This window comes from Rhizobium sp. NFR03 (assembly GCF_900111275.1).
Lineage (GTDB): Bacteria > Pseudomonadota > Alphaproteobacteria > Rhizobiales > Rhizobiaceae > Ferranicluibacter.
This window is the reverse complement of record NZ_FOGR01000002.1, coordinates 720093-744618: the sequence shown is the minus strand read 5'-3', so window position 1 is coordinate 744618 and position 24526 is coordinate 720093. Positions and strand designations below refer to the sequence as shown.

The window sequence follows — 24526 nt, the reverse complement described above, 5'->3', positions numbered from 1 at the left end:
TTGCATCCCGCCCCGTTTTGTCTATAAGCCCGGCACACCGACGGGCACAGCCCGCGCGTTGGGGAATAGGTTAACGGTAGACCCACGGACTCTGACTCCGTTAGTCCTGGTTCGAATCCAGGTTCCCCAGCCAGCTTTCTCATTTTTCCCTGAATTTCTTGTTTTTTCGGCCTTTTTGGATCCCGTTCTGGGCATTAACTGCGACCTGATGCCCAGAACTGATGCCCAAAGGTGGTGTCCATCGCTTCGCGCGAGGGCAACACTGAGGGTCGTTCAAAGGGCTAGAGCCTCATGACGGTTCGTCACCACGTCGAGAACCTCATCCGTCGGGGAAATATCTTTTATTGGCGGCCGCGGATTCCGCGCAGTTTCCTCCTCTGCCCAGCAGGCAGCCGGCTTTCACTCTCTCTTCAGGCCTCCGATCATAGAAAGGCACATATGATGGCGAGGCGCCTCAACACCCTTCTAGCGGACTTGAAGGTAGGATCGATGGCAGGAACGACGACGAAGGATCAGTTGGCAAGATTGTGTGCGGCCGAACGAGACCAGATGATGGATCATCTCGAGGGCATCGCCTTTGCGGCCCGTCGTCGCGGAAGACCCCATGACATCACAGACGTGGAGATGGACCTGGAGAACGGTTGGGCGTACCGGCTGCTTGAGAACTTCGGGCCCCATACCCTGCTTACTCTGGACGATGGATGCCCAGGGCGCGCCCTGCTGGACAGGAACGGGATACCTGACGCACATATCGCCAACATCAAAGCAGACTACGCTTCGGCCAGATCTCAATTTCTTCATAAGGGACACGAGAATCGCCTTCGTGCCATCATGAAGGAGTTCGAGATCCCGGACAGCGCGCTCAACCAAGAGCGGACAGCTATGAATATTTTCCGTGGTCGAGCAGATGCATTGATGGCGACGGACGAGCGCTACCCGTTAGCCGACAAAAACCTCAGTGAACTTACGGGCGGATCACCGCCTCGAGAAACTGCAGACCAGTCATCGGACCAACCCCATCAAACGAAAGCCTCGGCGTCGTCTGCAGACTCAGAGGCAGTGCCTTTTCGGCTTACTCATACTGCACCCGATCTCACACTTCTCTCTACGCCACCTGAGGAGGAGCTCAGGAACGTAGATTTCGGAGAGGTTGCGCGTTCTACGCTTGTCGACCTGCCCATCTCAGCTTTCACCCAAGAGTGCGAGAACCTGGTCAAGAACAAGAAGGACGAGTGGGAGGCGGCGACAGCAAATGACGCGCGCGCTCTTGTGCGCATATTCACCGGCGTCCTTCAGGAACACGACGTCGCGCATTCTGGACAGATCACGCAATATCACATCGGCCGTTTGCGGCAGCACTTCAACGACATACCGACACGATGGGGGCAAAGCTCGCAGCTCCGAGCTCTGTCAACTGCCGACCTGCGCAAGCAAGGTCTGCAGATGAGAGCGGACGCTGAAGCATCGGGAGCAAAATCCCCGGTGGGATTGAGTGCCCAGACCATCCGAAAGCACTTTGCCAATCTTCAGACATTCCTCCAGCATCTTCGCGGTAACGGGTTCAATATTCTCGACTGGACGTTCGAAGGCGTTCGACCAAAGAAGCCAAAGCCCGGTTCAATCAGAACCCAACAGTACAAGCCTACACCCGCGGATATCAAACCGATTTTCTCTGCCCCTATATTCACAGGATGCGCTGGCTGGGAGGAGCGGGAAAAATCTGGCGACGTCGTGTATCACGACAGCCTTTTCTATATGCCGCTGCTTTTCGTTTACCTCGGTGCGCGCCGTAAGGAGCTCGCCGGCCTGGGGGTGAATGATGTGTATGAGACAGAAAACGGCTGGGTTGTCGATGTCCGGGCTAATGAGCTTCGTCGTATCAAGACCATCCAATCACACAGGCTGCTCCCGCTGCCGGATGAACTCATCCGATTGAATTTCCTCCAATACAGGACCGAGATCAAAAAGCTTGGATACGACGCGCTCTTCCCAGATCTATTCTCACATTTGACGGAGAATGATCCAGGCGATCGCTTTTACGATCAATTCATACCGGTGATGCAGCAGTCGCTCGGTGAGGCTCTTTGGCAGCGCTCGCTTCACGCACTTCGGCACGGCCTTTCCAACAGTCTGAAACAGAGGGGCGTTCCTCCGGCGATCATCGATGACCTTTCCGGACGACTGAGCGACGGTGAAACCAACAATCGATATACCGATGTTGCCGGTATTTCCTTGATGCGCGATGCCCTAGCAAAGTTTCCGATCATTACGGACGATATCCAGCCTCGAGACATCAATCTACTGCCGTGGGTTAGAAAGAAACAACCGCCGCCGTGGGCACGACCGGGTCGTAAATAACCAGCAAGCCGGCCGGAAATCATTTCCTCGGCAGTGCTCACTGTGCCTATGCGTACATCGTGCGCCGCAGCCCGTCCCATAGCTGCTCAAGACCGTTGACGTCTCATACCTCTGCTCCGTCCGAGGAAGCTTTCGGCGGGTTGCGCTACAGACTGGACAATCCCGGTCGTACGTAGCGTGTCGCCGAGCCAGTCAGCTATCTCTTGAAAAAAACGATTCAGAATCAAACGGCGTTTTAAGAAGTAATGGGGGGAAGACAGTCGTGTCACTTGAACGCCGTTTGCACCAGTCGGGGCGACTTACGGGAGAAACAGGCAAGCTGAAGCGGCCTGGCAATCACTCATCCTGATTGACCTCTGGCGGATAGAGAAGATGCGGTTTCCTTCGAAAGCCCCAGGCATTGCCTCCGTACTTATCGACGAGGGCATCGAAGACGGCGTAGGACGCGGCCTCGTCGAACCCCTGTTCGACCAGTCTCTTGACGATGATCTCTCCGGTGCGGTCGAGTTCATGCTCGCGACCTTTCACCGTTGCACCGCGGATGAACCAATGCAGAAGAACGCGCGCCACATCATCACGGCCCGGTCGCTTCTCTGCTTTCTGCTTCGCCCTCAGTGTGCGCTGTCGCTCCTTCTGCTCACGGTTCCGCACCGCTTCAGATTTCCGGGTCATATGTCCTCCTGCGTTGTTGGCTCCTACCAATGGTCAGAGGACCGCCCCACCGGCGCAAGGCGTTTCCGCGTGAATCGGAATTCCGGAACTTGGAATCGGTTCAGCCGAGTTTTGAATCGAACAAACGCAATTTGAGTCAACGTGCCTGCACGTCATGGAGAGTTACACGGCTCCGAGCGGCTGCAAACGGCGTTTGCGGAATCGCTTGCGCAAAAGCTTGAATCAGAAATCCGCAGTTTAGAATCGAATGATCGCAATGTGTTTCAAGTTGCAGGCACATCAGCCTGAGTTTGCCAAAAGTCGACTCGCTTCAAGTCAGGTCGCCGCGAGAGCTGGCCTGCCCCAAAATCCAGCCTTCCCATGTTTTCACGGCATCGTCGGTCGGGGCGCCTTCTGGCCTTGCTTCAGTGACGACATCGATCATGCCCAAGAGTCCGACTGTCGCGTCGAATCTGTCTTCGCCGGTCTTATCCGAACCGAATCCATCTTCGATGAGTTCGAGAATGGCTGAGGCATCCACATGCGCTCGCCGCGTGATCCAGCGTTGGAGGTGGTTGCCGACAGCGCGACGGCCGAACTGCTGCCGCTTGCTCCACACCGGTCGGCGCGGAATGCCGAGCTGGGCGTAGACATCGCCTGGGTAGGTCTCAGCTAGGACTACGGGATGCACGGCGGTCAATTCCAGCAAGCTGCCATCGAACGGCCAGAGGCCAACGTTGTCTAGGCGCGGCAGGATGACTTCGCGCCAGCCGGCCAGAGCTGCCTTGCCGACCTGATTGCCGCCGAGTGTCCAGAACAGTGAACACGCCGCCTGGCGATCAGCCGTCGAACGCTCGCATCGCCGCAACAGATCCGCGGTCTCGTTGACCCCAAGTCCCTCCAGCAAATGCGCGCGTTTCGTTCCGCCCGGACCCATCGGATAGAAAGGACGATGGACCGAGATCTGGTCGCGGTGTTCTGCGACCTTGTACCAATCAGACCAAGCTCCCTTGCCGAACCCTGCCAACGCATCCCGGAAGGACTTGAATTCGGTTTTCTGCCCGTAGGATCGCGGCAAGCCGATTGGAAAGTCGAAGCCAACCAACACTGAGCCTCCGATGACAGCACGACGTTGCAGGCGATCAATCAGTGACGCAGTGTCGCCGACAGGCTCAGGCACGCCGATGACCCAGCCGCTCTGCGGCGCCGCGACCGCGACCGCCATCCAACGTTTGGACATGTCGATGCTCCAGTCACAGTGCGCGATCACCGAAATGGTCATACCTCTGCGCCCCCATTGCTCCGAGACATCTGTATCAGAACAATGAGCTTTTGAGGCTGTTATCCTGATGCACCGCTAGTCATAGGACCTCCGCAGGATCGCCATGACTGCCGGACCGTCCAGTGCCTGGGCACCGAACAGGGCTCTCACCAGGGCGTCCATTGGCGGCCGATTGAGCTTGATCACCTCCATTGCCAGCTCCAGCCCTGTCTCGATGCGGACGTGGACGCGGTTCGCCAGATTCCGATCAGAGGTCAGTGCCTGTTCCGGAACGGGATGCGATAAATACAGCAGCGGCCGAACGCCGCCAAAGCCAAGCTTTGTCTCCATCGCCAGTCCAAGGTCGGTCGCCTTGGCGAGATCGGAGTGGTCAGCACCTGCCGATCCCGTGGAAGCTGACGTCAGCAAAAGCAACTCGGCCGCCCGACCAGCCATCAGCATAGCCATCATGTTTTCATGCCAAGCAAGCGTGCCCGCGCTGCCGCCGCTGAAGTTCAGGATGTTGTAACCGCCGTCGTTGGCGTCGATCGTCAGTCCGGTGACATCGCCAAGACCGAGCGCGTGATGCACCACGGCATGGCCCGCCTCATGGATCGCGTAGCGCCATCTGACATCGTAGGGCAGGGTCGGTCGGTGATTGCGAAGGCCGGCTTCGATATCATCATAGCGCAACGGCCGCTTCTCGCGGCGTGCCGTCAACCGGGCTTGCCGGACGATCCGCTCGATATCCGCACCGGTCATGCCCATCGCGCGGGTTGCAAGCTGCCGTAACAGCGGCGCGGTCTCCGGGGCCAAGGCATCCGTCGGTTGAAGGCCGGAAGCGTTCGACGTTGTCGTCATGATCGAGGAGATGGGTGTCATGCTCGGGCTCCCTCCTGATCGGTATCAACGGGCGCACCGAACGTCTCTTCCTCAAGGGCATTTCCGACCGCCGTATCGATCCATTGCCGCTTCGATAGCTCGGCAGTCTGCAGCACCACATCGACGTCCTTGCCGAGATGATGGGCGATGATCCCGGCCAGTGCCGGAATGTCGGGTTTGGGGATTTCGATATGCGTCTCCAGCCGGCCGGAACGCTTGATTGCCTTGTCGATCTGCTCGGGCCTGTTCGTCGCACCGACCACAACGACACCCTCGCATCTGACTGCGCCATCGAGCAGCTCGAGCATTTTGTTGACGATAGCGTTCCAGTATTCGCTGTACTCGCGGTTGGGATCGACCCGTTTCCCGATCCCGTCGATCTCGTCGATGAACAGAATGCATGGTGCGTGATCGCGCGCTTCGGCGAAGGTTCGCGACATCCGGTCGATGACATCGTTGAGATGGCCGCCCTGCAGCCAGGTCGAGACCGATGTCACCACTAGCGGGACCTGCAAGGTGTTGCACAGAGCCCGTGCGAAGCTGGTCTTGCCGGTTCCTGGCGGGCCAGACAGCAACAGCTTGGTGCTCATCTCGTCCCAGCCGAGGTCGCCGGTTCGGTAGTCACCAAGATCGCGTCCGAGATCGAGCGCCCAGGTTCGCGCTGCGCCATAGCCCGACAGGGTCTCGACGGTCACCGGTGGCTTGCCGCCCTCTGCACGGTCGCCGGGAGTAGGTTGCGGGTGAATAACCTCAGCGCCTGACGGTTTGCCTTTCCTGGACGAGGGAGCCGCCGAAGCCTTCTTCCCTTCCCTCGCTGTCCCCTGCCCTGTCGCGGGCTCAGTTGGGAACCTATCTCGATTGTCCCTGGTATCCTCACCGCGTTCGCCCTGAACCTTGCACGCAGCAAGCTGGCGGAGGGCAACCAGAGCCTCATCCCGCGGTCGGCCGGGTCGCAGCGCAAGGGCGAGATCGTCAAGCGTCAACACACTCGCATCGAACGCCCTGAGATGGGGGTTATCTAAGACCATACCGTCGACATCGCCATAGACCGCTTCGAAGAGATCGACCACGAACGCCCGATCGACCGCGCCGGCATCGAGATGCAAGTCGGCTGCCGCCGAGATCTGGTCTGGGATGTCGGTGACGTGGTGCGCGATGGCAAGGATCGGATCCTCTTTGCCAAGCACAGCCGCCAGCCCGCGCTTCATGGCCCGGCTTTCGCGGCCAGTTTCTTTTCCCTGGAAGAACACGAAGCGGCGTCGAAGGGCCATGTCCGTAAAGCCACCGACGTCGCGCTCATAGAAACTGTCGCCGGACAGACCTGCATAGGGACCTGACGGGACAAGACCAGTCATCTCGATCAGCCGCAAGAACGCGTCCTGTGTCCCCTCCACCTGTGATCGCAGGACGATGATTGGGGCCGGTCGCCGGATGATCTCGACCACGCGTCGCAGCGTCATGCGGAATGAGGTGATGGCGCGGGCGATGAGCAAGGCGGTAGCAAGATGTGCGACATGAACGGGAGGCGCTGCCAAGCCGACCAGCGTCGTGGCGTACGCACGCCGGTCGGGAATGGGTTCTGGGAGATCGAGGGCTGTGTCTGCTCGCAGGCTGACCGCCCTGGAAGGCGTGCCGGACAGTTTGGTGGTCGACTGCGCGACAACGGCGGCCGCTCCATCGGCCTCCGGCTTGACAGCGTCCAGTAACAGCGAGCCGAAGGTCCGGGTCAGCCAGGCAAGATCCGCGGACCGGTTGAATGTCAGCGAGCCGGTGTTAAAGGCCGGGGTGTAGCGCCGCACGAGATGGCCTTGCACGTCGATGCTCGACACGGCGATCAAGCCATTCGCCGAGGCATGACGGCGGGTATCGCGGGCTGCAAGATGACGCAGGCGACGGACAAACAAACGGGACAATCTGTTCATCGGGTACCCTCCCCGGTCGCGGCAATAATTGCCGTTTTGGGAAACCGCGAGCGCGCGCGGCCGCGGCTATAAGAGGGTCGAGACGCGGAGTTCGAGCGCGTCGCAAGCCAGTCGGAGACAAGGCGGCAGGTGGCATCACCCTTGGCTGCAAGCTCCGTCAACGGCAAGGCGATTGCTGCAGGCACCGCTGCTCGTCGCCGGGCATAGGCAAGAGACAGGCCGATCAGCACGGCAGGATCAAGATGGCGCTCACAGACGGATGAAGTCTGTGTTTCCGCCTCGGCGGCATCGCAGCGGATTGTGGACCGTCGGGATGAAGGCAGGGATGTGTCTGAGGATGACATGGGGACAAAGCTCCGCACGCAGCGTCCTATAGGGACGGCGGCAATAGAAGGGGGATGATGCGAGATGAAAGGCTGGAGGCGCGACAGGACATGTCCTCACGCCGCAGCACAGTCAGCGGTCGGTCAGCTATCGAGCAGCCGACGGGCAAAGCCGACGCGGATGCGCTGTGGCTGGCGGATCGGCGGCAGATCCTCCGCGGGCTCATCCTGCTCGTCAGCCTCGAAGGGGAGGATGACATCCTCATCGCCATCGTCGCTGTTAGACCCAAGAGCGTTGAGGTTGATCATCGCCCGACGGATCCCGGCTGGTGGAACGCCCGTGATGGCGGCCGGTGCCACCCCGGCCAGACCCAGCGCCTTGCGGGCCTCCGCTTCGAGAAGCTGCTGCACCCGGATGCCGAAGCGACGGCGAAGCTCGGCCATGCAGGCTGCCGCACCATCGATCTCCAGCAGGTCGTCGATCTCCGACAAGGCCCAGATGCCGGTCTCATGACTGCTCGGACGGCTTGCGCCATCGACAATGGCAACACCAACCGTATCGACCATGGTCCGCTTTTGGGTCTTGTACAGCCAGTCCGGCAGGATCATCGCAGCCGCCATCATTTTTGCCTTCAACTCCTCCAGCCGGCTCGTGTCGCCGTAGGACGCGAGCGAACGCTTGACATCCAAGATAGAAGCCGAGTGCCGGGCGCGGTTCACGATGATCAAGTCCGGGGTGTAGGATCCCTTAGCCGGGGCCTCGCAGTCGAGCTTAATGCCATCGAGATCATGCCAGGCGTTTCCGGCAATCGCCTCAATCGCCGTCTTCACGAGTGGAAGCTTGATCGACTGCGTCAGCACGATGAGATCCGGGTTCGCTTTCGATAGGCGCTCGACTGCCTGTTCCAGGAGCTTGCCTTCCCGGAAGCTGATGGCGCGGACCAGAGAGGCGACATGGACGTAGTGACCGAGGATCTCGTCATCAGCAGGCTCGCCATCGGCAATCGCGGCAATCGCCTTGTCGAGCAGAAGCTCGAGGTCGGCCTCGACCTCTGCGAAGCGGACGCTGTGCGGGAAGCGCCGAAGCGCTGGCGGCTCGACGGCCGTAACGGATGCACGGATGCCGAAACGGCGAAGGGTTTGGGGAGCTTCCCCGGTAGAGACAGAGGCAGTATGGGTACTCATAGCCCGATTCCTTTTCTAAGAAGGCGGAGGGTCAGGCCCTTGTCGGTGTTGGCGCACCGGCTCGGGCCGTTCATGTTCCCGTCTGGAACGCGTTTAGAGATGACAGGACCATACCTGGATCTCAAGGACCTCGGTGAGCTCGATGAGAACAGAGCCCGAACACGGTTAATTTCGGGCTCACGAGGTTGATAGGTGCTTACGGGTAAGTGTTTCCGGGAGCTAACGATGTCAGCTCCCGATACTCGCTTCAAAGCGAATGGGCCGGCAAGATGTCTGAGGCCGTCAGTTGGGGGAAATCGCGCGTCTCGATATCCGACCCAAGATCCTCCTTTGAGAAGAAGGCTCCCAAAGTCTCGTCGTCGTCAGCGTGAGCCGATACGAGCGACGGCCAAGCCTTAGTCTTAACATCGGCTACAGCGGGACTGCGAGCAACCGCCCGGTGTCCGGAATTGAACGCACTGTTCAGCGCGAGCTCCGTCTGCCGGTGCTTGGATTCTGGGGCCTGGGTAGCGATCTTGCCATCTTCAGGCACCACAGTGACGCCGCTGACGTCGGACGGAGTGATGGCGGCTGAATCCAGCCAGACCGGCATCTTGGTTTTCGCGGTTGCCCAGTCGAGAGCCGGAAGAACGTCCACCTCTAGCCAAGAACGAACCTTTGTCGCTTCTGGCCAGCTATCGATGCCGCCCAAGTCTTGGAGAACACTGAATACTCGAGCCCAGTGACTTCCATTTGCAAAGGTGGTGTCCCACACGACGCTCGGATCGAACCCACCCGGCTGTACGAACAACGCCAAACTCTTGAGTTCCGCCTTCGCAAGACGGGTAACGACCACAACCTCGTCGGCAAGCTTTGACTTGACCACGCGTTTGCCAGAAAGCGCTGCGGTGATCTTGGCTTGAATCTCTGCAACGTGCATGAGGAACAGCCGAAGCCCTTCCCGCACTTTCGCGACAATCAATGCTTTGAGGCCATCTACACCGCCGACATCCGCAGGGTCGATTGTCGGCGTCGGCTTGTCGTCGGTTTCCATAGCCAGGATCGCCTGCACGTCCTTGACCTTGATCGACCCGTTCGCTCTGCACAGATCGATGGCAGCCTCGATCTGATCATCCGTTGCCGCCGTCAGTCGAACGAGCACCGTGGAGTTGACGCCAAGATCGACCAGTCGAGGCCGGTATGGCGCGAGGACACGATGAATTGCGCGGAAATTTCGCGCGTGACGCTCTGTCATCCCGCATCGCTTCCCAACCCACTTTCCGAATGAACCTTCTGGAAGAAGCTCACTGGCATGCTCAAGATGCTCGCCAAGTTGAAAGGCCTGCTCTGTCGATTTCCGACCGAGCTGGTAGATATGGGATGCGCTATCTTCAAGTCTCCTTTTATCATCCTCAATGATATCGTATGCATCGTAGTCGAACTTGGTAGTCGTGATGGTGGCGTTCATATGATTATCCTTCAAACGCGTTTCAGATCACCACAACGCTTTCGCACTGTGAATTCACTTATTGTCGTTCTAAATCATACGCTTGTCAAATTTCATCAGTCTGCACGCCAAAGAAAAGCGCCTGCATATACTTATAACTAACCTTCGTTCTTGCCAAAATTAACCGTATTAATAACTGAAAAAAATTATTTTGCTGTGAGAGATACTTCAAGTATCTAAGGCCGCCTTTTGTCCTGGTGAGACGTTGATGAAGGTGGTTTGGAGAGTGCCGGGGGCCATGCCGTCCAAAAGAGTGAGGCTCAGGCGTAACAGGTGTTACCGCCACTGCGATGCTGAGGATTGCTATTTCGCCACATCTACGCGCCTGGTAGACCGCTTCAGGGCAGGAGACGGCGCGATGACGAAAGCGGTACTGACGACGAAAATCGATCCGACCTATGACGACCTGCCTGAGCAGCGCTATCATTTTCCAAGGACGTATCTGCGTCAGGTCGAGGCCGCTCTATCGGACTGGATTGTCTATTACGAACCACGGCGTCCGAGCGGCGACCTGATGCGTACAGGAGGCAAGCAGGCTTACTTCGCGACGGCACGCATAGCTTCCATCATCTCAGATCCGTCCAAACCGGACCACTTTTACGCGCTCATCGAGGATTTTCTTCCGTTCGATCATGACGTGCCATTCAAGGACGGCAGCCACTACTATGAAAGCGGGCTCCAAAAGGCCGATGGTTCGACGAACAAAGGTGCTTTTGGTCGCGCGGTGCGGACCATGCCCGAGACCGAATACGACCTGATCCTAGCTGCGGGCTTCGCCCATGTCCTCGGCGTCAAAGACCGGACTCGGCCGGTTCCTGACCCTGCCGAACAGGCGAATGACGGGTTTCGCGAGCAGAACCAGGTTGCCTATGAGCCTGAATTCGTGGAGCGCCGGCTCATATCCCAAGTCGTGCAGAGGCCGTTCAGGGACCGTGCATTCTCCGCCGCGATCAAGACTGCGTACCGCGATACATGCGCCGTCACCGGCCTCAAACTCATCAACGGCGGCGGACGCTCCGAAGTCGAGGCTGCGCACATCCGTCCCGTTGCCGACAACGGCCCCGATAGTGTTCGCAACGGCATCGCTTTGTCCGGAACAGTGCATTGGATGTTCGATAGAGGGCTGATTTCTGTCGACGACGACTACAGCATTCTCATTGCCGAGGGATCTGTTCCGGATACGGCGCGAAGGTTGATCAATTCTGATCTCCGCTTGATTTTGCCAGATCGGTTTGAAGACCGGCCGCATTCCCAGTTTCTGAGGCATCATCGGAACACGGTCTTCAAGGGATGATAGCGGAAATTATTTCCGGCGAGTACGATCAATAATCTACTTAACAGCGATTTCTTGCAGCAGCAGTTCCGCCTGAGCCAGTACCGTCTGGACAGCCTCCTGCTCCAAGTCCGGCGGATAGCCGAACCGTTTTAGAATGCGCTTCACCAGAATCCGCATTTTCGCTCGCGCACTTGCCTTGTGCTGCCAGTCGACGGTGACCGAGCCGCGCATCTGCTCGACGAGTTCGTGGGCAATGACACGAAGTTGCTCGCTGCCCATTGCCTCAACGGCATTGTCATTGCCCGCCAAGGCATCGTAGAAGGCAATTTCTTCTGGAGTTAGCCCCATCTCTTCGCCACGGGCGGAGGCAGCCTGCATCTCCTTTGCCAAGGCGATGAGTTCTTGGATCATCTCGACGGTGGAAATGGCGTTGGCATGGTAACGCGCTACGGCCTCCTCTAGCCGACGAGAGAAGGTTTTGGCCTCAACCACGTTGGATTTCGAGCGGCTCTTGATTTCGCCGTTCAGCAGCTTTTTCAGCGCCTCCAGGGCAAGGTTCTTTTTCTCCATCTTCTGGATGTCGGCGAGGAATTGGTCGGAAAGAACGGAAATATCGGGACTGTCGAGGCCCGCAGCTTTGAGGATGTCGACAATCTCGGCATTGGCCACAGCCTGATTGAGAAGCTGCTCGACAGCCAATGACTTTGCCCTATCGGAGATCTTGCCGGTGGCCGTGGTCTTGACGAGCGCGGCTCTAACAGCCTGGAAGAAGCCCACTTCATCCCTGATCTCGGCGGCATCATCACTCGCAGAGGCAAGTGCATATGCCTTGCTGAGTTCCAAAACGGCATCCTGATATCGCCGGTGGGCCTGTTTCTTGGCCTCCTGACTGTCGACCTTCGCGGCCTCCGCCTGCTGCCACCTCAGGATCCAGTCGATGCCGTCTGCAAGTGCTCTGAGCCGCTCGAAGGGCTTATGGCAGTGCGACGGGCGCAATGAAGAAGATTGGTGCACGGGGAATGGATACAGAGTTCGGCGATTCACTTCTCGAACTCGGATTTCTGGAAGATGCGATCCGCCAAGGCCGCGGACATGACTTTTGGGTGCTGACGACCTACACGACGCTCACGAATTATCAGCACTCACTGGGCGCCATCCCCTTCAGCGTGGCCGTGTTCGACGAAATTCAGGCCTTGAAGAACCCAGTCAGCCTGCGCGCGAAAGCCGGTGTCGCCGTGAACGCGGATTTCCACATCGGCCTGACCGGCACCCCGATCGAAAATACGACTATCGACCTCTGGGCCATCTTCGAGCAACTGTTTCCAGGACCACTTGGTACACTTCGCGATTTCCGGGCGCGATTCAAAAGCCCTGACGAAGGAAACATGAGCGAACTGAGCAACCTCGTGTTCAGTGGAAAGGACGGTCATCCACCCATGGCGCGGCGCCGTCTTAAGGAAAACGTCGCTCGTGATCTGCCGATTAAGCGGAGAGTTCTGCGGCCGCGGCTTATGCCCGAACATCACTCGCGGACTTACGAAGATGCCCGCTTGAAACTCGCGACAAGCAGCCGAGGCGGCGCCCTAAAGATGCTACACCACATTCGTACGGTTTCGGTCCATCCCGCTATTACGGCCTCTGAGGAGGCCCAAGCCTTCATTGAGATGTCTGCCCGCCTTTCTTCCTGCTTCTCCGTGCTGGAAACGATCCGGGGGAGAGGTGAGCGTGCGCTTGTCTTTATCGAACACGTTCAGATGCAGCACCGCTTCATCAGCCTGGTGAAACATGTCTTCGGACTGGAGCGGGTCGATCTGATTAACGGCTCCACTCCGATCCACCGGCGTCAGGAAATCGTCAACCGCTTTCAGCGACACCTTGCCAATGATCGAGGGTTTGATCTCCTCGTCCTCGGGCCGAAAGCAGCGGGAACCGGCCTGACTTTGACCGCCGCGACTCATGTCATTCATCTATCGCGCTGGTGGAACCCTGCCGTTGAGGAACAGTGCAACGATCGTGTGCATCGGATCGGCCAAACGAAACCTGTGACAGTGCATATGCCGATGGCCATTCACCCGGCCTTCCAGGAGCATTCCTTCGATTGCCTTTTGAACAGCTTGATGACGAAAAAGCGGAATCTGGCGAAAAGTGTTCTATGGCCCATGGGCGACACGGACGATGACGCCGATCAACTACAGGCCATGCTGAAAAACGATAGTCGCCGCTCAACCATCAATCCGGTGCAGAATGCAATGGCCGCGATGTTCAATCGAGAGGGGGCCGCTCTCCCGGAACTCTCAAAGGATGGCGGATACGAAATTGCATAGTATCCGATTTTCGAAGATCACTGTGTCCGGGCCAAAACTTATCCTGCAGATCGAAAAACTGGCCGTTGCGGCACCGCAACTGAGGCGGGAAGCGGAAATTATTGCCGCGTGCCCATGCTGTCGACTGATGCCCAAAGCCAGGGCACAAGATGACATCTAAAGGTCGCTCGCGATGGGAAGATAGATGAATTTTCAAGGCCTTTCCGTTAACACCCTAAAATCGTGTGTGAATCTCGGCCACCTGGGCGAACTATTTTAGACCAGTTTGCGCTTCAAATCAGAGACTTTCTCCCTGACCAAAGAGTGGCGTTTTCCAAGGAACTTAGGCTGCGTCTTTGACAATATGCGGGCCAACTGGCCACATTTAAAGGACGACGGAGAGGGTAGCTTGGGGCCCGCAGGCAATGACTGCAATGGGGCCGTATTCTGTCAGGCAGCTTGTGAATTTGTTCGGCGATAAGCCGACATCAACTTTCCGAGGTCCCTGGTTATCTGCTACCGAAACCAGTAGAAAAGACGTTAAATCACCCGATCAAGAATGGATGACATCGAATGGTCTTCTCTGCCTTCTTTCGCTTTCTGACGGGGGAAAGGGAAGTGCCGAAAGACATCGGTCCCACTGAAATCGGAGCTGATGTACCAATCAAAGCGTCAGGTCAAGACTTACTTCGCCGTGTAAGTTTCGCGGAACGCATCGCGACTATTCTGTCTGAACTGAGTTTGGAGGAAGGCCGCGTTTTCGCGGTTCGAGGTCAATGGGGCGCCGGGAAAACGTCACTCAAGAACCTCGTCATAGAGCAACTCGGCAGCCGCGAAGGCTCGGCTGACTGGATGGACTTCAATCCATGGCAGTGGGGTGACGGTGAGGCTATTGCCAAGGCTCTGTTTCAGCAAATCGCGGACAAAATTGGTGGAGCACTGTCCTCGAATGCGGGAAAGCGCGCCGCGATGTTCCGACGTTATGGCTCAACGCTCACTGGGAGCGCCGGCTCAGTAAAGAAGCTCGGCGCGAACGCGCCTCTCATCACTCTCGTCCTGGCGAATGCATCGGTAGTGGCGCTGGCGACGTCTATTGGATGGTCATTGCCCGAGGCAGCGACGCTCGCTAGATGGCTAACCGGTGCAAGTATTGTGCTTCCGGTCGTCGGATGGTTGCTGCTTTACTTTGGAAAAGATCGATGGGCCGAGCCAGTCGACAAGATCCGCGCTGACCTTGAATCCAGTTTGCGGGGTTTGGAAAAGCCGCTCGTGATCTTCGTTGATGACATCGATAGGCTGGAACCGGAGCAAATCCGATCGCTCATACGCCAAATCAAGGTCAACGCAAATCTTCCGAACATTGTGTTCGTGCTGCTATTCCAACCAAGCATCGTTGAACGTGCGCTCGATCCTATCGCAAATGGGCAAGGCCGCGAGTTTCTCAAAAAGATCGTTCAGGCCAATTTCGACTTGCCGGCTGTTTCAAAGCCGATGGTCCATTCCATAATGACAAAAGACCTAGACCAACTGATGGGCACCTATGCAGTCGCCGAAAACGGCTTTGAAGTCGTCAGGTGGGGGAACGCGTTGGTTGGCGCCATCCAACCCTATGTAGAAAACCTACGCGATGCGCGACGGTACGTCTCGTCCGTTGCCATTCACCTTCCGCTTCATACGGGTCGACAGGTGATGGAAGTCAATGTTGTCGACTTCCTTGTCCTTGAAGCGTTAAGGGTCTTCGAACCTGATCTACACTCTGCCATTTTCCGAGACCGGGATTTGTTTCTCCAAAACGGACGCTTCCGCGATGATCGCGCCGATGATGACAACCGTAGCAGAATCAAAGAACAGATTGCATCGCTTGATCCGCAACGACAACCGTTCGCCGAAGCGGCGATAAAGCAGCTATTTCCGAAAACCGAATGGGCCTTTGGTGGGTCGCACTATGGGAATGATTGGCTAAGTTCCTGGAACTCGGCCAAGCGCGTCTGCACGGCCAGATATTTTCCCCGCTACTTTGAACTGCAAACCCCGCAAGGTGAAATGTCGGAGAACGAGTTTTCGGACCTTCTTGAGATATCAGGAGACGGAAAACTGCTGAGCGAGGCAATCAAAAGTGTCGAAAGTCGAGAGCTGCTAGGCTCTCTTGCATCGAGGCTTGATGATTCCGTCGAAACACTTCCGACTGCAACGGCGTCTGTACTCTTACCAGCAATGTTTGAAATCGCTCAGAAGCTTGTCGACCATAGTGCGACGCCATTTGGGTCGCCGTGGACCTCCGCTTGGCGAGCGATAAGCTGGTACATTGATCGGCTCTCCAAGGAGGAGCGAGGAGCGCTTACACTCGCGGCGTTCCGATCGACCAAAGCATTGTCCGTCGCCGCTACGATCATCCACCTCAATGACCCGGAGTCGCAAGAGGAAGGTTCGCGTATCGAACCTAAGCTTGAGAGGGAGACAGTTGAGGAGATGAAAGCTGAATGGGTTCGGCAAATACGAGAGCGCGCAACGACACCGGACAAGCTCCTCGAAGATTCCGACCTCGGCTCATTGCTCTACCGCTGGAGAGACTACACCGAAAGTTTGGACGAACCGCGAAACTGGGTTAAGGCCACCGTCAAAACGGATGAGGTCTTTGTTACTTTATTGAAACGGCTAATGACCACGGGAACCAGTCACACGATGGGCGACTTCGTTTCACGAAGCGTGGATTCCATCCGGCTTAACACAATCGAGGATTTCTTAGGCATAGGCACCGCACAAAGACGGCTCGCTATGTTGAAACGACCTGCCGATGAGCTCGGGAGGCGAGCTGTCGACGCGCTCGCAAAGGCTTTGTCCGGCAAAGCAGAGCATTGAAAAGTTCTGCTTTGCTTCAAGATCACTTGCTGCCAATAGCGGCGGCTTTCTGGATGCCCAACAGGCAGGTCGATCGTCTAATAGGGGCGCGCCTACCCGCCATTCAAAGGCTCAACCGATCGACGGGTAGCTTAATCGAAGCCCGGCCACGGGCTATTCTATCTGGGCGCCAACTGGCAAGCGGCATGTCTGCCGCAATCCTTGACGAAACCAGATCGAGGCGGTCGGACGGTTCGTTCCAGACCATTCTTCGGGTTCAAGCCTGAGTGCCAGCGCAAGTACAGGGCCGGCCAGTTACCGAAAGTTCTGCGGCCAGTGCCCGACGGTAGTGCAACGGCACCAAAGCCAGGTGGTCGAGGAGATAGTTCGCAAAGGGCCCAGGGTGCGGCAGCGCGGATACCTTGAGAGGTGCGGTCAAGGTAACCGCCTTGGCCTGGAAGGCCCCACGGGCAGTGACCACAAGCGCGCCCTGGGCCTCAGCTTTCTCGGCAACGACGATGCAGGGCAAAGTAAACCGCACGCCCTGGCGCAATTCTTCGCAGCGCCAGGATATCCTCCGACTCGGGTCGGCGTCATCGTCGTCGGGTTCATCAAGGGGGTAAAACGCATCAACACGCGGCGTGCCGAGGCCGGGGCCGTCGCCGAAATAGGGTGTCAGATACGGCTTGGGCACGTGGGGTACCTCCAGCAGATCTTCGAGCGCTACGTCGAAATGGTCGATGGCCAGGAAATGAAACGGGCCGGATAATGTTGCTTCAAGATGCACCTTGTCGGCCGCGCGATCTCCCTCGTTACTGATTTCGATATCGATGGGGCGTATCACGCCTGGCTTGCTTAAGATCTTGGGCAGGCCGCTCGCCCAGATATGGAGGTGGCGCCGGTAGCTGTCGAATTCCTGTTCGTAGCGATCCAGCATGCCGCTAGACACAGCCCCGACCGGCGTAATGCTCGGTATCTGGTAGGCCCCCAAACTCATGGGACGCGCACTGGGATATCTCGCCTCAAGGGTTGATCGGGGCACTTCCGGATCAAGTGCCAGCGACGTGCGGTAGATGCGGTCGACGCAGTCCTCGCAGATGCCATCTGGCGGCGACACGAGGTCATGTCGGCGGTTATGGTCGGCTGTGGCGGGGAAGTTGAGGACCAGGTTCGGTTGCGGACCAAGCTGCCGCCGTAGATCGGCGATGGTCTCGTCCCGCTCGTCTCCGTCTGCCGGCCGGCGCCAAGTGCGGGGCGGCCTGACATGAAGCAATCCGACATGACGTGCCAGGCGAATAGGGAGACTATCGTCCGCAAGCAGGATCAGGTCGGGAATGTCTCGGGCGATTACGGTCGCTTCGGCGACAACACGGTTGTCGGGATCGTCAAGATCGAATCGCTCTCCATCAAGGTCCTTGGTGCGGTAGAGCGGCCCGAACTCGATCGTCACCGCAATATTGGCGTCAGGCGTCGACAGTCGTACCGGACGGTCTCCACTATCCTCGATGCGGCGCGCCAGTTCGGCGAAATCGGCGGCGCGCTTGCGCAAGCGGCCGCTGCTGAACTTGTGCTGATCCATCTCGGTGCCGACCTTGGTTGGCACGATAAGACGGATCGAGGTCGCGTTTGGCGCAAGCTCTTTCCAAGGCAGCTCGGCCAGTGAGCGGAATTCGATCAGGATGTTGGTGTCGAGGCAGAACACCACTTCAGTGGCAGCAAGATACTCGGCGACAGTCATCGTCATGGACACCGCAGATCGCCAACACTATCGAGGATGGCCAAAGGGTCGGTTGATTTCGACAAGAAGTGGACGCCGGCGCATGTCCTCACCGCTCTACTGCGCCTTAGTGCTGGAACTAACTCGCGAGCATAGCGCTGCGAACGTGCTGTTGTTGTCATTGCATTTCCACCCGTCACTGATCACAGACCGTCTAGCAGAACTCAGGTTCTAGGTCGCGTGACTTGACACTGCTGCGCGCTATAAAATGTCAGCTCTTGGGCAATGAAGAATCAGGTCAGAACGGCGAGAATGAAGGCGCATAGCGGAAATCATTTCCGCAAGGGGGCCGACAGCCGACGGTCCGTTGCCAGAAAACCACCTCGAGTACCTGATATCAGCGTGCTATTTGTTACTCGGGGTCAAGTTCAGCCCCGCGCTTCCGTTGCCGATTTACATACAACTCGGTAGTCGAAAGACAATTACGTCATGGAGCCTGACTGGCCGTCAGGATTTGGTCGCTCAGTTCAAGGGCGACCTTTGCTGAGATGAAATTGCAGGCCTCGTGGACACCGTCGTTTTTCTTACTATCGCAGTAGTCCGAGACGGACTTTACGCATATGAACATGGGTTTGACGACGTTGGTGTTCTTCGCCGCGTAATAGAGGCCGTAAGCCTCCATATCAGCCGCCAGGATATCCTCGTTGAGGCTCTTTATCCTCGGTATCATGTACTCGTCCGCTATTACCGCTCCGCCCGATGCCACCGGTCCGTATCGGACTTGCGGAGAGGTCAGGTCGTAGTTGGGCGCTAGACCCTTGATGGTTGTAATTTCCTCGTGGGAGAACTTGTATCCGGAGGTCCGCATGGCGCGGCATGCGGAAGTGACCGATGGGTGCTCCACCGCAAGCGGCGTGGGACGGGCATAAAAAGTTCTCCGGCCATGGGTGATCGAGCTGTCTTCGTTCACGATTTCCACGTCGGTCACCCCGGCCATGGCTTCGGGAAATTTCTCGATGGCCCATTTTCCGTAATCCCAGTCAAAGACCTGCTGGAAAAGAACGATATCGCCCAGTTTGACCTTTTCTGGCATGCCGCCGCATATCCCGGACATCACTATAAGTTTGGGCCTGTATTGCAAAAGGAGCACCTGCGTCGCGGATGCGACGGAGGACTGGCCTGCCCTCCCAATCGCGAACGCTACGCCTCTTCGATTCCTGCCGTCAGAGGAAGTGAAGGCGAAACGCTTCACGCCTTGCATCTCTTCGCAATCTACGAGGGTCAGCCGTTGATTGTACGCAGCCATCTCGCTGTCCAGAGCCGTGATAATGCAGAGATCGACATCATACCGACTGTTGCGGCTTAGCTGGCGCGCCTTCGAAACGCGTTTAGCGTAGGAGAGCTTGTCGCGAAGGTCTTCTTTCCACGTCCCTCCATCATCCTCTTCGATCACCGCGAGGACGTGGGAGCCGATCGTCTTCGACACGGCCGATACGGCGCTTGGTTCCTTGGTGATCCCAATGATGTCTGCCGGGATATGGAGCGTTTCCGTCTGAAAGATTTCGACAAGTAGGTTCTCAACAACTTCGTAGCTCGGAATGCCTCGGCCTTTTTTGTACTGAAGCGTGAGGTCCAGGATCGCGATGTCAAACATGTCGTTGCGGAGTTTCTCCGTGGCCGACCGAACGTCGTCCGCCACTGCGACGTCACCTTCTTCGCAGCCGCATTCAACCAGCAGCGCGCTAATCTTCGACGCGATTTCCTCGCGGTCATGGACGACCAAGGCCCTCATTCAAGCTCTCCAGTTCATAATCAGGCTCTGGAGATCGTCTCTCCATCCGGTGTCTTGATAGCGGACCACGCCAAGGAAATTCTTGCCAATCTTGGCGGCAGCGGTCGCTGCGATCTTGTCCAACCCCACAAGTTCCGTCATCCGCTCTTCGGAGCGCGCTGCTTCGAAGTAGTCGAAACCCGTGATGATTATAGTCGGAAGACTCACCTCGAAGAGGTAGAGGTATTCGATGATGTCGAGACCACCTAAATTAGCATGGCCCCCTCTAGCGACATTCACTTTGCCCGATCGGATGTCGATCGACATGTCCAGAAGCAGAAGAGACCAGGGGCAACGGCCGAGTTCGTCGATCGCCGAAACAGAAGTGGTCGACCGGTGAAAGGACGAACCTTGCGGGCACGAAGGCCGCGCTACCAGCGCAATATCTTCAAACTTGTCGTCACGGTCTTCTACGATCAAAATCTTCATCACGCGCAGGTGCCTACGGGAAGCAGGATGTGGAAAGCCTTGCGGCGCTTGTAGATCTTGATCAGAGACGGTTCCCCGATAACGGAGGCAGCGAGGAAGGCAACTTTTTCAAGTCCCGTGTTTCCGCTGTTGAATATGCCTTCGGTGTAACTACCCGAAGGCCTGCCTTCAATGGTCCACTCCGCGTCATCGTCACCCCGTCTCGGCGACGAGAAGAGTACCAGCATCTTTCCACTGGATTTAATGGGTTTGATCCGCAAACGGGTTTTGTTCCCAGATCCGTACTTGACTGCGTTCAGCGTCAACTCCGACATGGCGACAAAGAGATTGCGGATATTCTGAGGCAAGACCTCAACACCCTGAAACTGTTGCGAAAGACGCGGGAAAGCAATTTCATCGTTCTGAACCTCTTGTTCAAACCGACCTTCCACCGCCAGCAGCAGTTCCGCGAAACTAATTGACTTGTCACGCGCGTGCGCTGGGGACTTGAACCATTCCCGAAGTTCCACCGCGGTCTTGTTGATGGCCTGAAGCGCGACCCGTTCTGCAGCTAGGACATCCGACGGCGAACGCGTCGAGCGCGCATCGGCGGAAGCCGCCTCGATCACACTTTTGAGGTTGTGCACGAGCTCGCCTGAGAGCAACTCTTGGGCCTCTCCAAGGAACACGTCCAGTCGCGATCGGATCCACTCGATGACCGCGTCTATCAGGTCTTCCTGCGAGTTCGTCTGCGCGAACCCCTTGATGAAGGCGTCGAGGTCGGCCTGGCTGGGCACGAAGTTAAAGAGCGCCGTCTCGGGTGAATTGCGACCCGTGTGCATATATCTCCGGACCCAGTCGCGGACCGTCAGGGACACGACCTCTCTATACATCGCGAACATCGCGTTCTTCACCGGAAGACGGAGGTTAAATGCCAGCCTTGCCGCCTCAAGCGACCGATCAAATTCGCGGCGGATGTTGTCGTGTCGAATTCGTATCGCAAGTACCGACTCGATCCCATGCGCCGGGTTGGAAAAAAAGACTTCGATGGCCTGGAATGCCATCTGCGCAATGTAGGTTTCGTTGTTCCGCGCCAGATAGCTGGCGCTTTGCTTGTTCGAAAAATAATGTGAAAACTTGGTTTGCGCCTGCGATATAATATCTAGGGAGTTGTATTTTTTCGAGAGAGGAATGTAGGCTTTGTAGATGTCCGCCGTCGCGGAGAGCGCCTCGTTCTTGATCGTGTCCCAATTGATCTCAAACTGGTTCGCGTTGACGCTCATCAAGGACAGGACGCTGATCACCGCCTTCTGTTCTTTCTCGAGTTCCTGCCCAGTGATCGTATCTTCCGAAAACTTGAATTTTTTAACTAGAGCTTCTAAGGCGTTCATCCGTTCGCTTATCGCAGCAGTGAAATTGTTCTCCAGATTCAGATGCAGTATTTCATCGGCGGTCAAAAAGCGCCGTAGGAATACGATCGACGCAGCCCCGTACTCTACCGCTAGTGCGTCAGCGAACACATCGACGCGAGGGAATTGTTCTGCCCAGGGCCGCATCGCGAAGCGCAGGATGGCTGAGTCATGCCGACGCTCCTCACTCTGGCGGAGCATTAGCACGAAAATGGCATCGCGGTTCTTGAGGAACGGCTTGATCCGGTAAGTGTCGATGATCGTATCTAATGTGGTCCAGTCGATGCCCGAAAGGTACCGCTGCGTACCGAAAAGCGGGATATTCACGCGGATCGCTTCAAACCATTCATTGAAACGGAATTCGGCCTCGTTCCGACGCTGTCCCCAATGGAAAACCTTGATCCATCGCCTTCCGGTGGCGGCAATGACAGCGACCTGCTTTTCAATCAGACCGTCGATCTCCTGAACACTGTTGACGAGGCGTCCGCACGCGTGGGTGTGTCGAAGGAATGCGTATCCGCGGGGCGAGGTCGCGGTCCAGGACGTCAGTGCCCCGAAAAGCGCGATCTGTGTGAACAGGTCGAAGAACTCGGTCACGAGATTTTGACGGGGCCACATGTAGAGCGAAGTCATGAAGACCCGTAGAACTCTCCCGGCGGTAGAGAAACTATATCTCGTGGTCCAGGAAGACAGCTCGTGGAAATCCGCTATGTCTGGATACTTCTCGAAACGAAGGCGATAGAGCGTCTCGAGAAGCGGCCTGCTGATCTGCGGTCCCGACCCGGCCTCCAGCGAGAACACGGCACGATAGAATTCCGCCGTTTCCGAGGTCAGCCCAAGCGTCGAGAAGACTGCGGATGTTCCGTCTATCTCCGTAGCGATCGAAGCGCCTGATACGTGGTCGACTATGGCGTTCAAGCGGGAGTTTCGAGTGGTTCCAGCGAGTTTGCTGAGCAAACGCACCTCTTCCGGCGAAGGGGCTGCACAACTGGCCAGGACAGCTTCGTAGAATCTGGCGACCAATATGACGGCGTCGTACGGGTGAACAAGTAGAGCGAGATAGAATGTGTGCGATGCTGAGGCGCTGATCACGTGATTGTCGTCGATCAAGGTCTGGATGACCTCTCTCTCCGCGTTCAGTATATCGGTGTCGGCAAAAAGCTGCTTCAGGAAGAAGTCGAAATGGTCGGAGTCCGGCTCCGCGGTGAAGTAGTAGCTCAACGGATAGAGGAGACGCTGGCGAAGCCAGTCAGCATACATCCCGGCGCCGAAATACTGCGAGATATCTTCGTTATTGCTACCGAAAAGTGCGCAGTAAGCCTTCATGACGAAAACACATTGGGACCTTCCGCGCGACTCACCAGAAAATTCCGAGGCGATATCTGTATCAAGACCTCCTGACAGGACCGCGGTCGAAAGGAGTTTGTCGAACTCATCGATATCTCGATACATGTCGATGTTGTATTCGACATAATCGCATAACAGATCGAGGTAACTCACAGCACTGCGATCGGTTTTGTTGAGCTGGCAAAGAAACAAGAAGTCTTTCTTTGAGAGTTCTAACGCCGTGAATGCCTCGTCCGGTTTAAGAAAAAGGAGCTTCTTTCGCAGGAACGAATTCAAGTTTGAGATGGCCGAGGTATCGGAAAGCAATTGGGAAATCTTCCATCGAAACGGCCTGTAACCCCGGTCCCCGCGGGCAATGTTTTTGAGGTCCAAACCGATCGACTTACGGATTCTACGTTCCATCACTCTCGGCTATACAGATTCGCGCGGTGCGTGCAATAGGGCATCCGGCATTACAGACGACACCCTGCATGTTTCCGTTGTAGAATGGAAGACGTAAGGCAGCACTGTCTTTGTTTGCTCCCAAGCATGGCAGTTCAACCGTTTTGCCTTCTTACGCTATAGCTTCTTCGAAAGAGGTGTATGTCCGCTTTCAGGGAGAGTTTCTACTCACTGGGCGACCGGAATGAGGGCGCAAAGCGGAAATTATTTCCGCCTCGGGGCCGTGAGCAGACCGACTGGTTCTGGAGCTCAAGGAAGAATTAGCTGCCATAGAGCGTGAGAGACCTTCATGACCGATTCCGACGCCTCGGAGTCGTTTGACGCCCTTTCAGCTTGCCGCCGTTAGCGGACGTTGCGTCTGAACGCCGAACTGAACCTGCTCGTCTCTAATTTTTAGTCCTTTGGGAATAAGCGCCGTTGCAGAACGTCTTCCGTTGGCCAATCGCGGCCGAACCGAAGGACACCGAGCCATGAAGACCCTTTTCGCAGCCATCACCATTCTTTCCGCCGCGGCTTCGACCGCGCTTGCGGGTCCCGCCGGCGACATGGCGAAGGCGCATATCGAAGCGATCGCCAAGGGCGATAGCGCCGCGGTCACCGCCGCCTATGCCCCGTCCGCAACGCTTCACTGGGTCGGGGGGCCGCTCGATGGCACCTACACGGGCCCCGAGATCGCCGCGACCTGGGCAAAGTTCGCCAAGGCGCAGACGGGCCTCAAGGCCACCATCGTCGAGATGCGCGAGAGCGTGAACTCGAAGGGCGCCACCGTCGTCGCCGATGTCGTCTTCGCCAACGACAACAAGATCCCGGTGCGCTACGTCATGATGTTCCGGGACGGCACGCTCACCGATGAGATCTGGCAGATCGACCCCGCGCTGGAGAAGTAAG

16 protein-coding genes and 1 tRNA gene are annotated in these 24526 nt (G+C 57.1%); 6 read left to right on the top strand and 11 right to left on the bottom strand.

What is annotated here, in order from left to right; genetic code table 11:
- Positions 1-59: 59 nt before the first annotated feature.
- Together BSG19_RS08765 and BSG19_RS08760 are read left to right on the top strand one after the other, a co-directional pair.
- A tRNA-Gln gene (locus tag BSG19_RS08765) sits at positions 60-133 on the top strand.
- 356 nt (positions 134-489) lie between these two features.
- Complete coding sequence (locus BSG19_RS08760) at positions 490-2358, top strand: tyrosine-type recombinase/integrase (protein WP_244529152.1); 1869 nt, start codon at positions 490-492, stop codon at positions 2356-2358.
- Positions 2359-2694: 336 nt separating this feature from the next.
- Here BSG19_RS08760 and BSG19_RS08755 read toward each other — a convergent pair whose 3' ends face one another.
- From BSG19_RS08755 to BSG19_RS08730, 6 genes are all read right to left on the bottom strand, one after another.
- The gene (locus BSG19_RS08755) at positions 2695-3030 is read right to left on the bottom strand and encodes a hypothetical protein (RefSeq protein ID WP_092986803.1); all 336 of its coding nucleotides are present in this window, start codon (positions 3028-3030) and stop codon (positions 2695-2697) included.
- 310 nt (positions 3031-3340) lie between these two features.
- A complete protein-coding gene (locus BSG19_RS08750) occupies positions 3341-4291 on the bottom strand; it encodes a DUF429 domain-containing protein (protein ID WP_092986801.1) in 951 nt (316 codons plus the stop codon).
- A gap of 75 nt (positions 4292-4366) precedes the next feature.
- Positions 4367-5152 (bottom strand): ATP-dependent metallopeptidase FtsH/Yme1/Tma family protein, encoded by a 786-nt coding sequence (locus tag BSG19_RS08745; protein ID WP_244529150.1) that lies wholly within the window; start codon positions 5150-5152, stop codon positions 4367-4369.
- Entirely contained in the window at positions 5149-7074 is a 1926-nt protein-coding gene (locus tag BSG19_RS08740; protein WP_092986799.1) for an ATP-binding protein, read from the bottom strand. Before BSG19_RS08740 ends, BSG19_RS08745 begins: the two co-directional genes overlap by 4 nt.
- A gap of 467 nt (positions 7075-7541) precedes the next feature.
- Entirely contained in the window at positions 7542-8582 is a 1041-nt protein-coding gene (locus BSG19_RS08735; protein ID WP_244529148.1) for a hypothetical protein, read from the bottom strand.
- Between the two features lie 247 nt (positions 8583-8829).
- Positions 8830-10029 carry a hypothetical protein gene (locus tag BSG19_RS08730; protein ID WP_092986797.1) on the bottom strand — a complete coding sequence of 400 codons (1200 nt, stop codon included), beginning with the start codon at positions 10027-10029 and terminating at the stop codon, positions 8830-8832.
- A gap of 397 nt (positions 10030-10426) precedes the next feature.
- On the opposite strand from BSG19_RS08730, the gene BSG19_RS08725 reads away from it, so the two are divergent.
- The gene (locus BSG19_RS08725; protein WP_092986795.1) at positions 10427-11362 is read left to right on the top strand and encodes an HNH endonuclease; all 936 of its coding nucleotides are present in this window, start codon (positions 10427-10429) and stop codon (positions 11360-11362) included.
- Between the two features lie 36 nt (positions 11363-11398).
- Here the strand turns inward: BSG19_RS08725 and BSG19_RS08720 are convergent, their stop codons facing one another.
- Positions 11399-12358 (bottom strand): DUF3387 domain-containing protein, encoded by a 960-nt coding sequence (locus BSG19_RS08720; protein ID WP_244529147.1) that lies wholly within the window; start codon positions 12356-12358, stop codon positions 11399-11401.
- Here BSG19_RS08720 and BSG19_RS08715 point away from each other — a divergent pair.
- Both BSG19_RS08715 and BSG19_RS08710 read left to right on the top strand, forming a co-directional pair.
- The gene (locus BSG19_RS08715; protein WP_092986793.1) at positions 12340-13668 is read left to right on the top strand and encodes a DEAD/DEAH box helicase; all 1329 of its coding nucleotides are present in this window, start codon (positions 12340-12342) and stop codon (positions 13666-13668) included. The two genes, BSG19_RS08720 and BSG19_RS08715, sit on opposite strands and share 19 nt — an antisense overlap.
- Before the next feature lie 552 nt (positions 13669-14220).
- Entirely contained in the window at positions 14221-16506 is a 2286-nt protein-coding gene (locus BSG19_RS08710) for a KAP family P-loop NTPase fold protein (RefSeq protein WP_092986791.1), read from the top strand.
- 256 nt (positions 16507-16762) lie between these two features.
- Here the strand turns inward: BSG19_RS08710 and BSG19_RS08705 are convergent, their stop codons facing one another.
- The 4 genes from BSG19_RS08705 to BSG19_RS08690 form a co-directional block, all read right to left on the bottom strand.
- A complete protein-coding gene (locus BSG19_RS08705) occupies positions 16763-18229 on the bottom strand; it encodes a hypothetical protein (protein WP_092986789.1) in 1467 nt (488 codons plus the stop codon).
- Positions 18230-18689: 460 nt separating this feature from the next.
- Positions 18690-19994, bottom strand: a complete 1305-nt coding sequence (locus tag BSG19_RS08700) for a phosphorylase family protein (protein ID WP_092986787.1) — start codon at positions 19992-19994, stop codon at positions 18690-18692.
- A complete protein-coding gene (locus tag BSG19_RS08695; protein WP_092986785.1) occupies positions 19995-20462 on the bottom strand; it encodes a hypothetical protein in 468 nt (155 codons plus the stop codon).
- Positions 20462-23599, bottom strand: coding sequence for a hypothetical protein (locus tag BSG19_RS08690; RefSeq protein WP_092986783.1), 3138 nt, complete (start codon positions 23597-23599; stop codon positions 20462-20464). The genes BSG19_RS08695 and BSG19_RS08690 overlap by 1 nt, the downstream gene beginning before the upstream one ends.
- A gap of 509 nt (positions 23600-24108) precedes the next feature.
- Between BSG19_RS08690 and BSG19_RS08685 the strand changes: the two genes are divergently transcribed.
- Positions 24109-24525: a nuclear transport factor 2 family protein gene (locus BSG19_RS08685; RefSeq protein ID WP_062595838.1), complete on the top strand. Its 417-nt coding sequence runs from the start codon at positions 24109-24111 to the stop codon at positions 24523-24525.
- Position 24526: the final 1 nt, after the last annotated feature.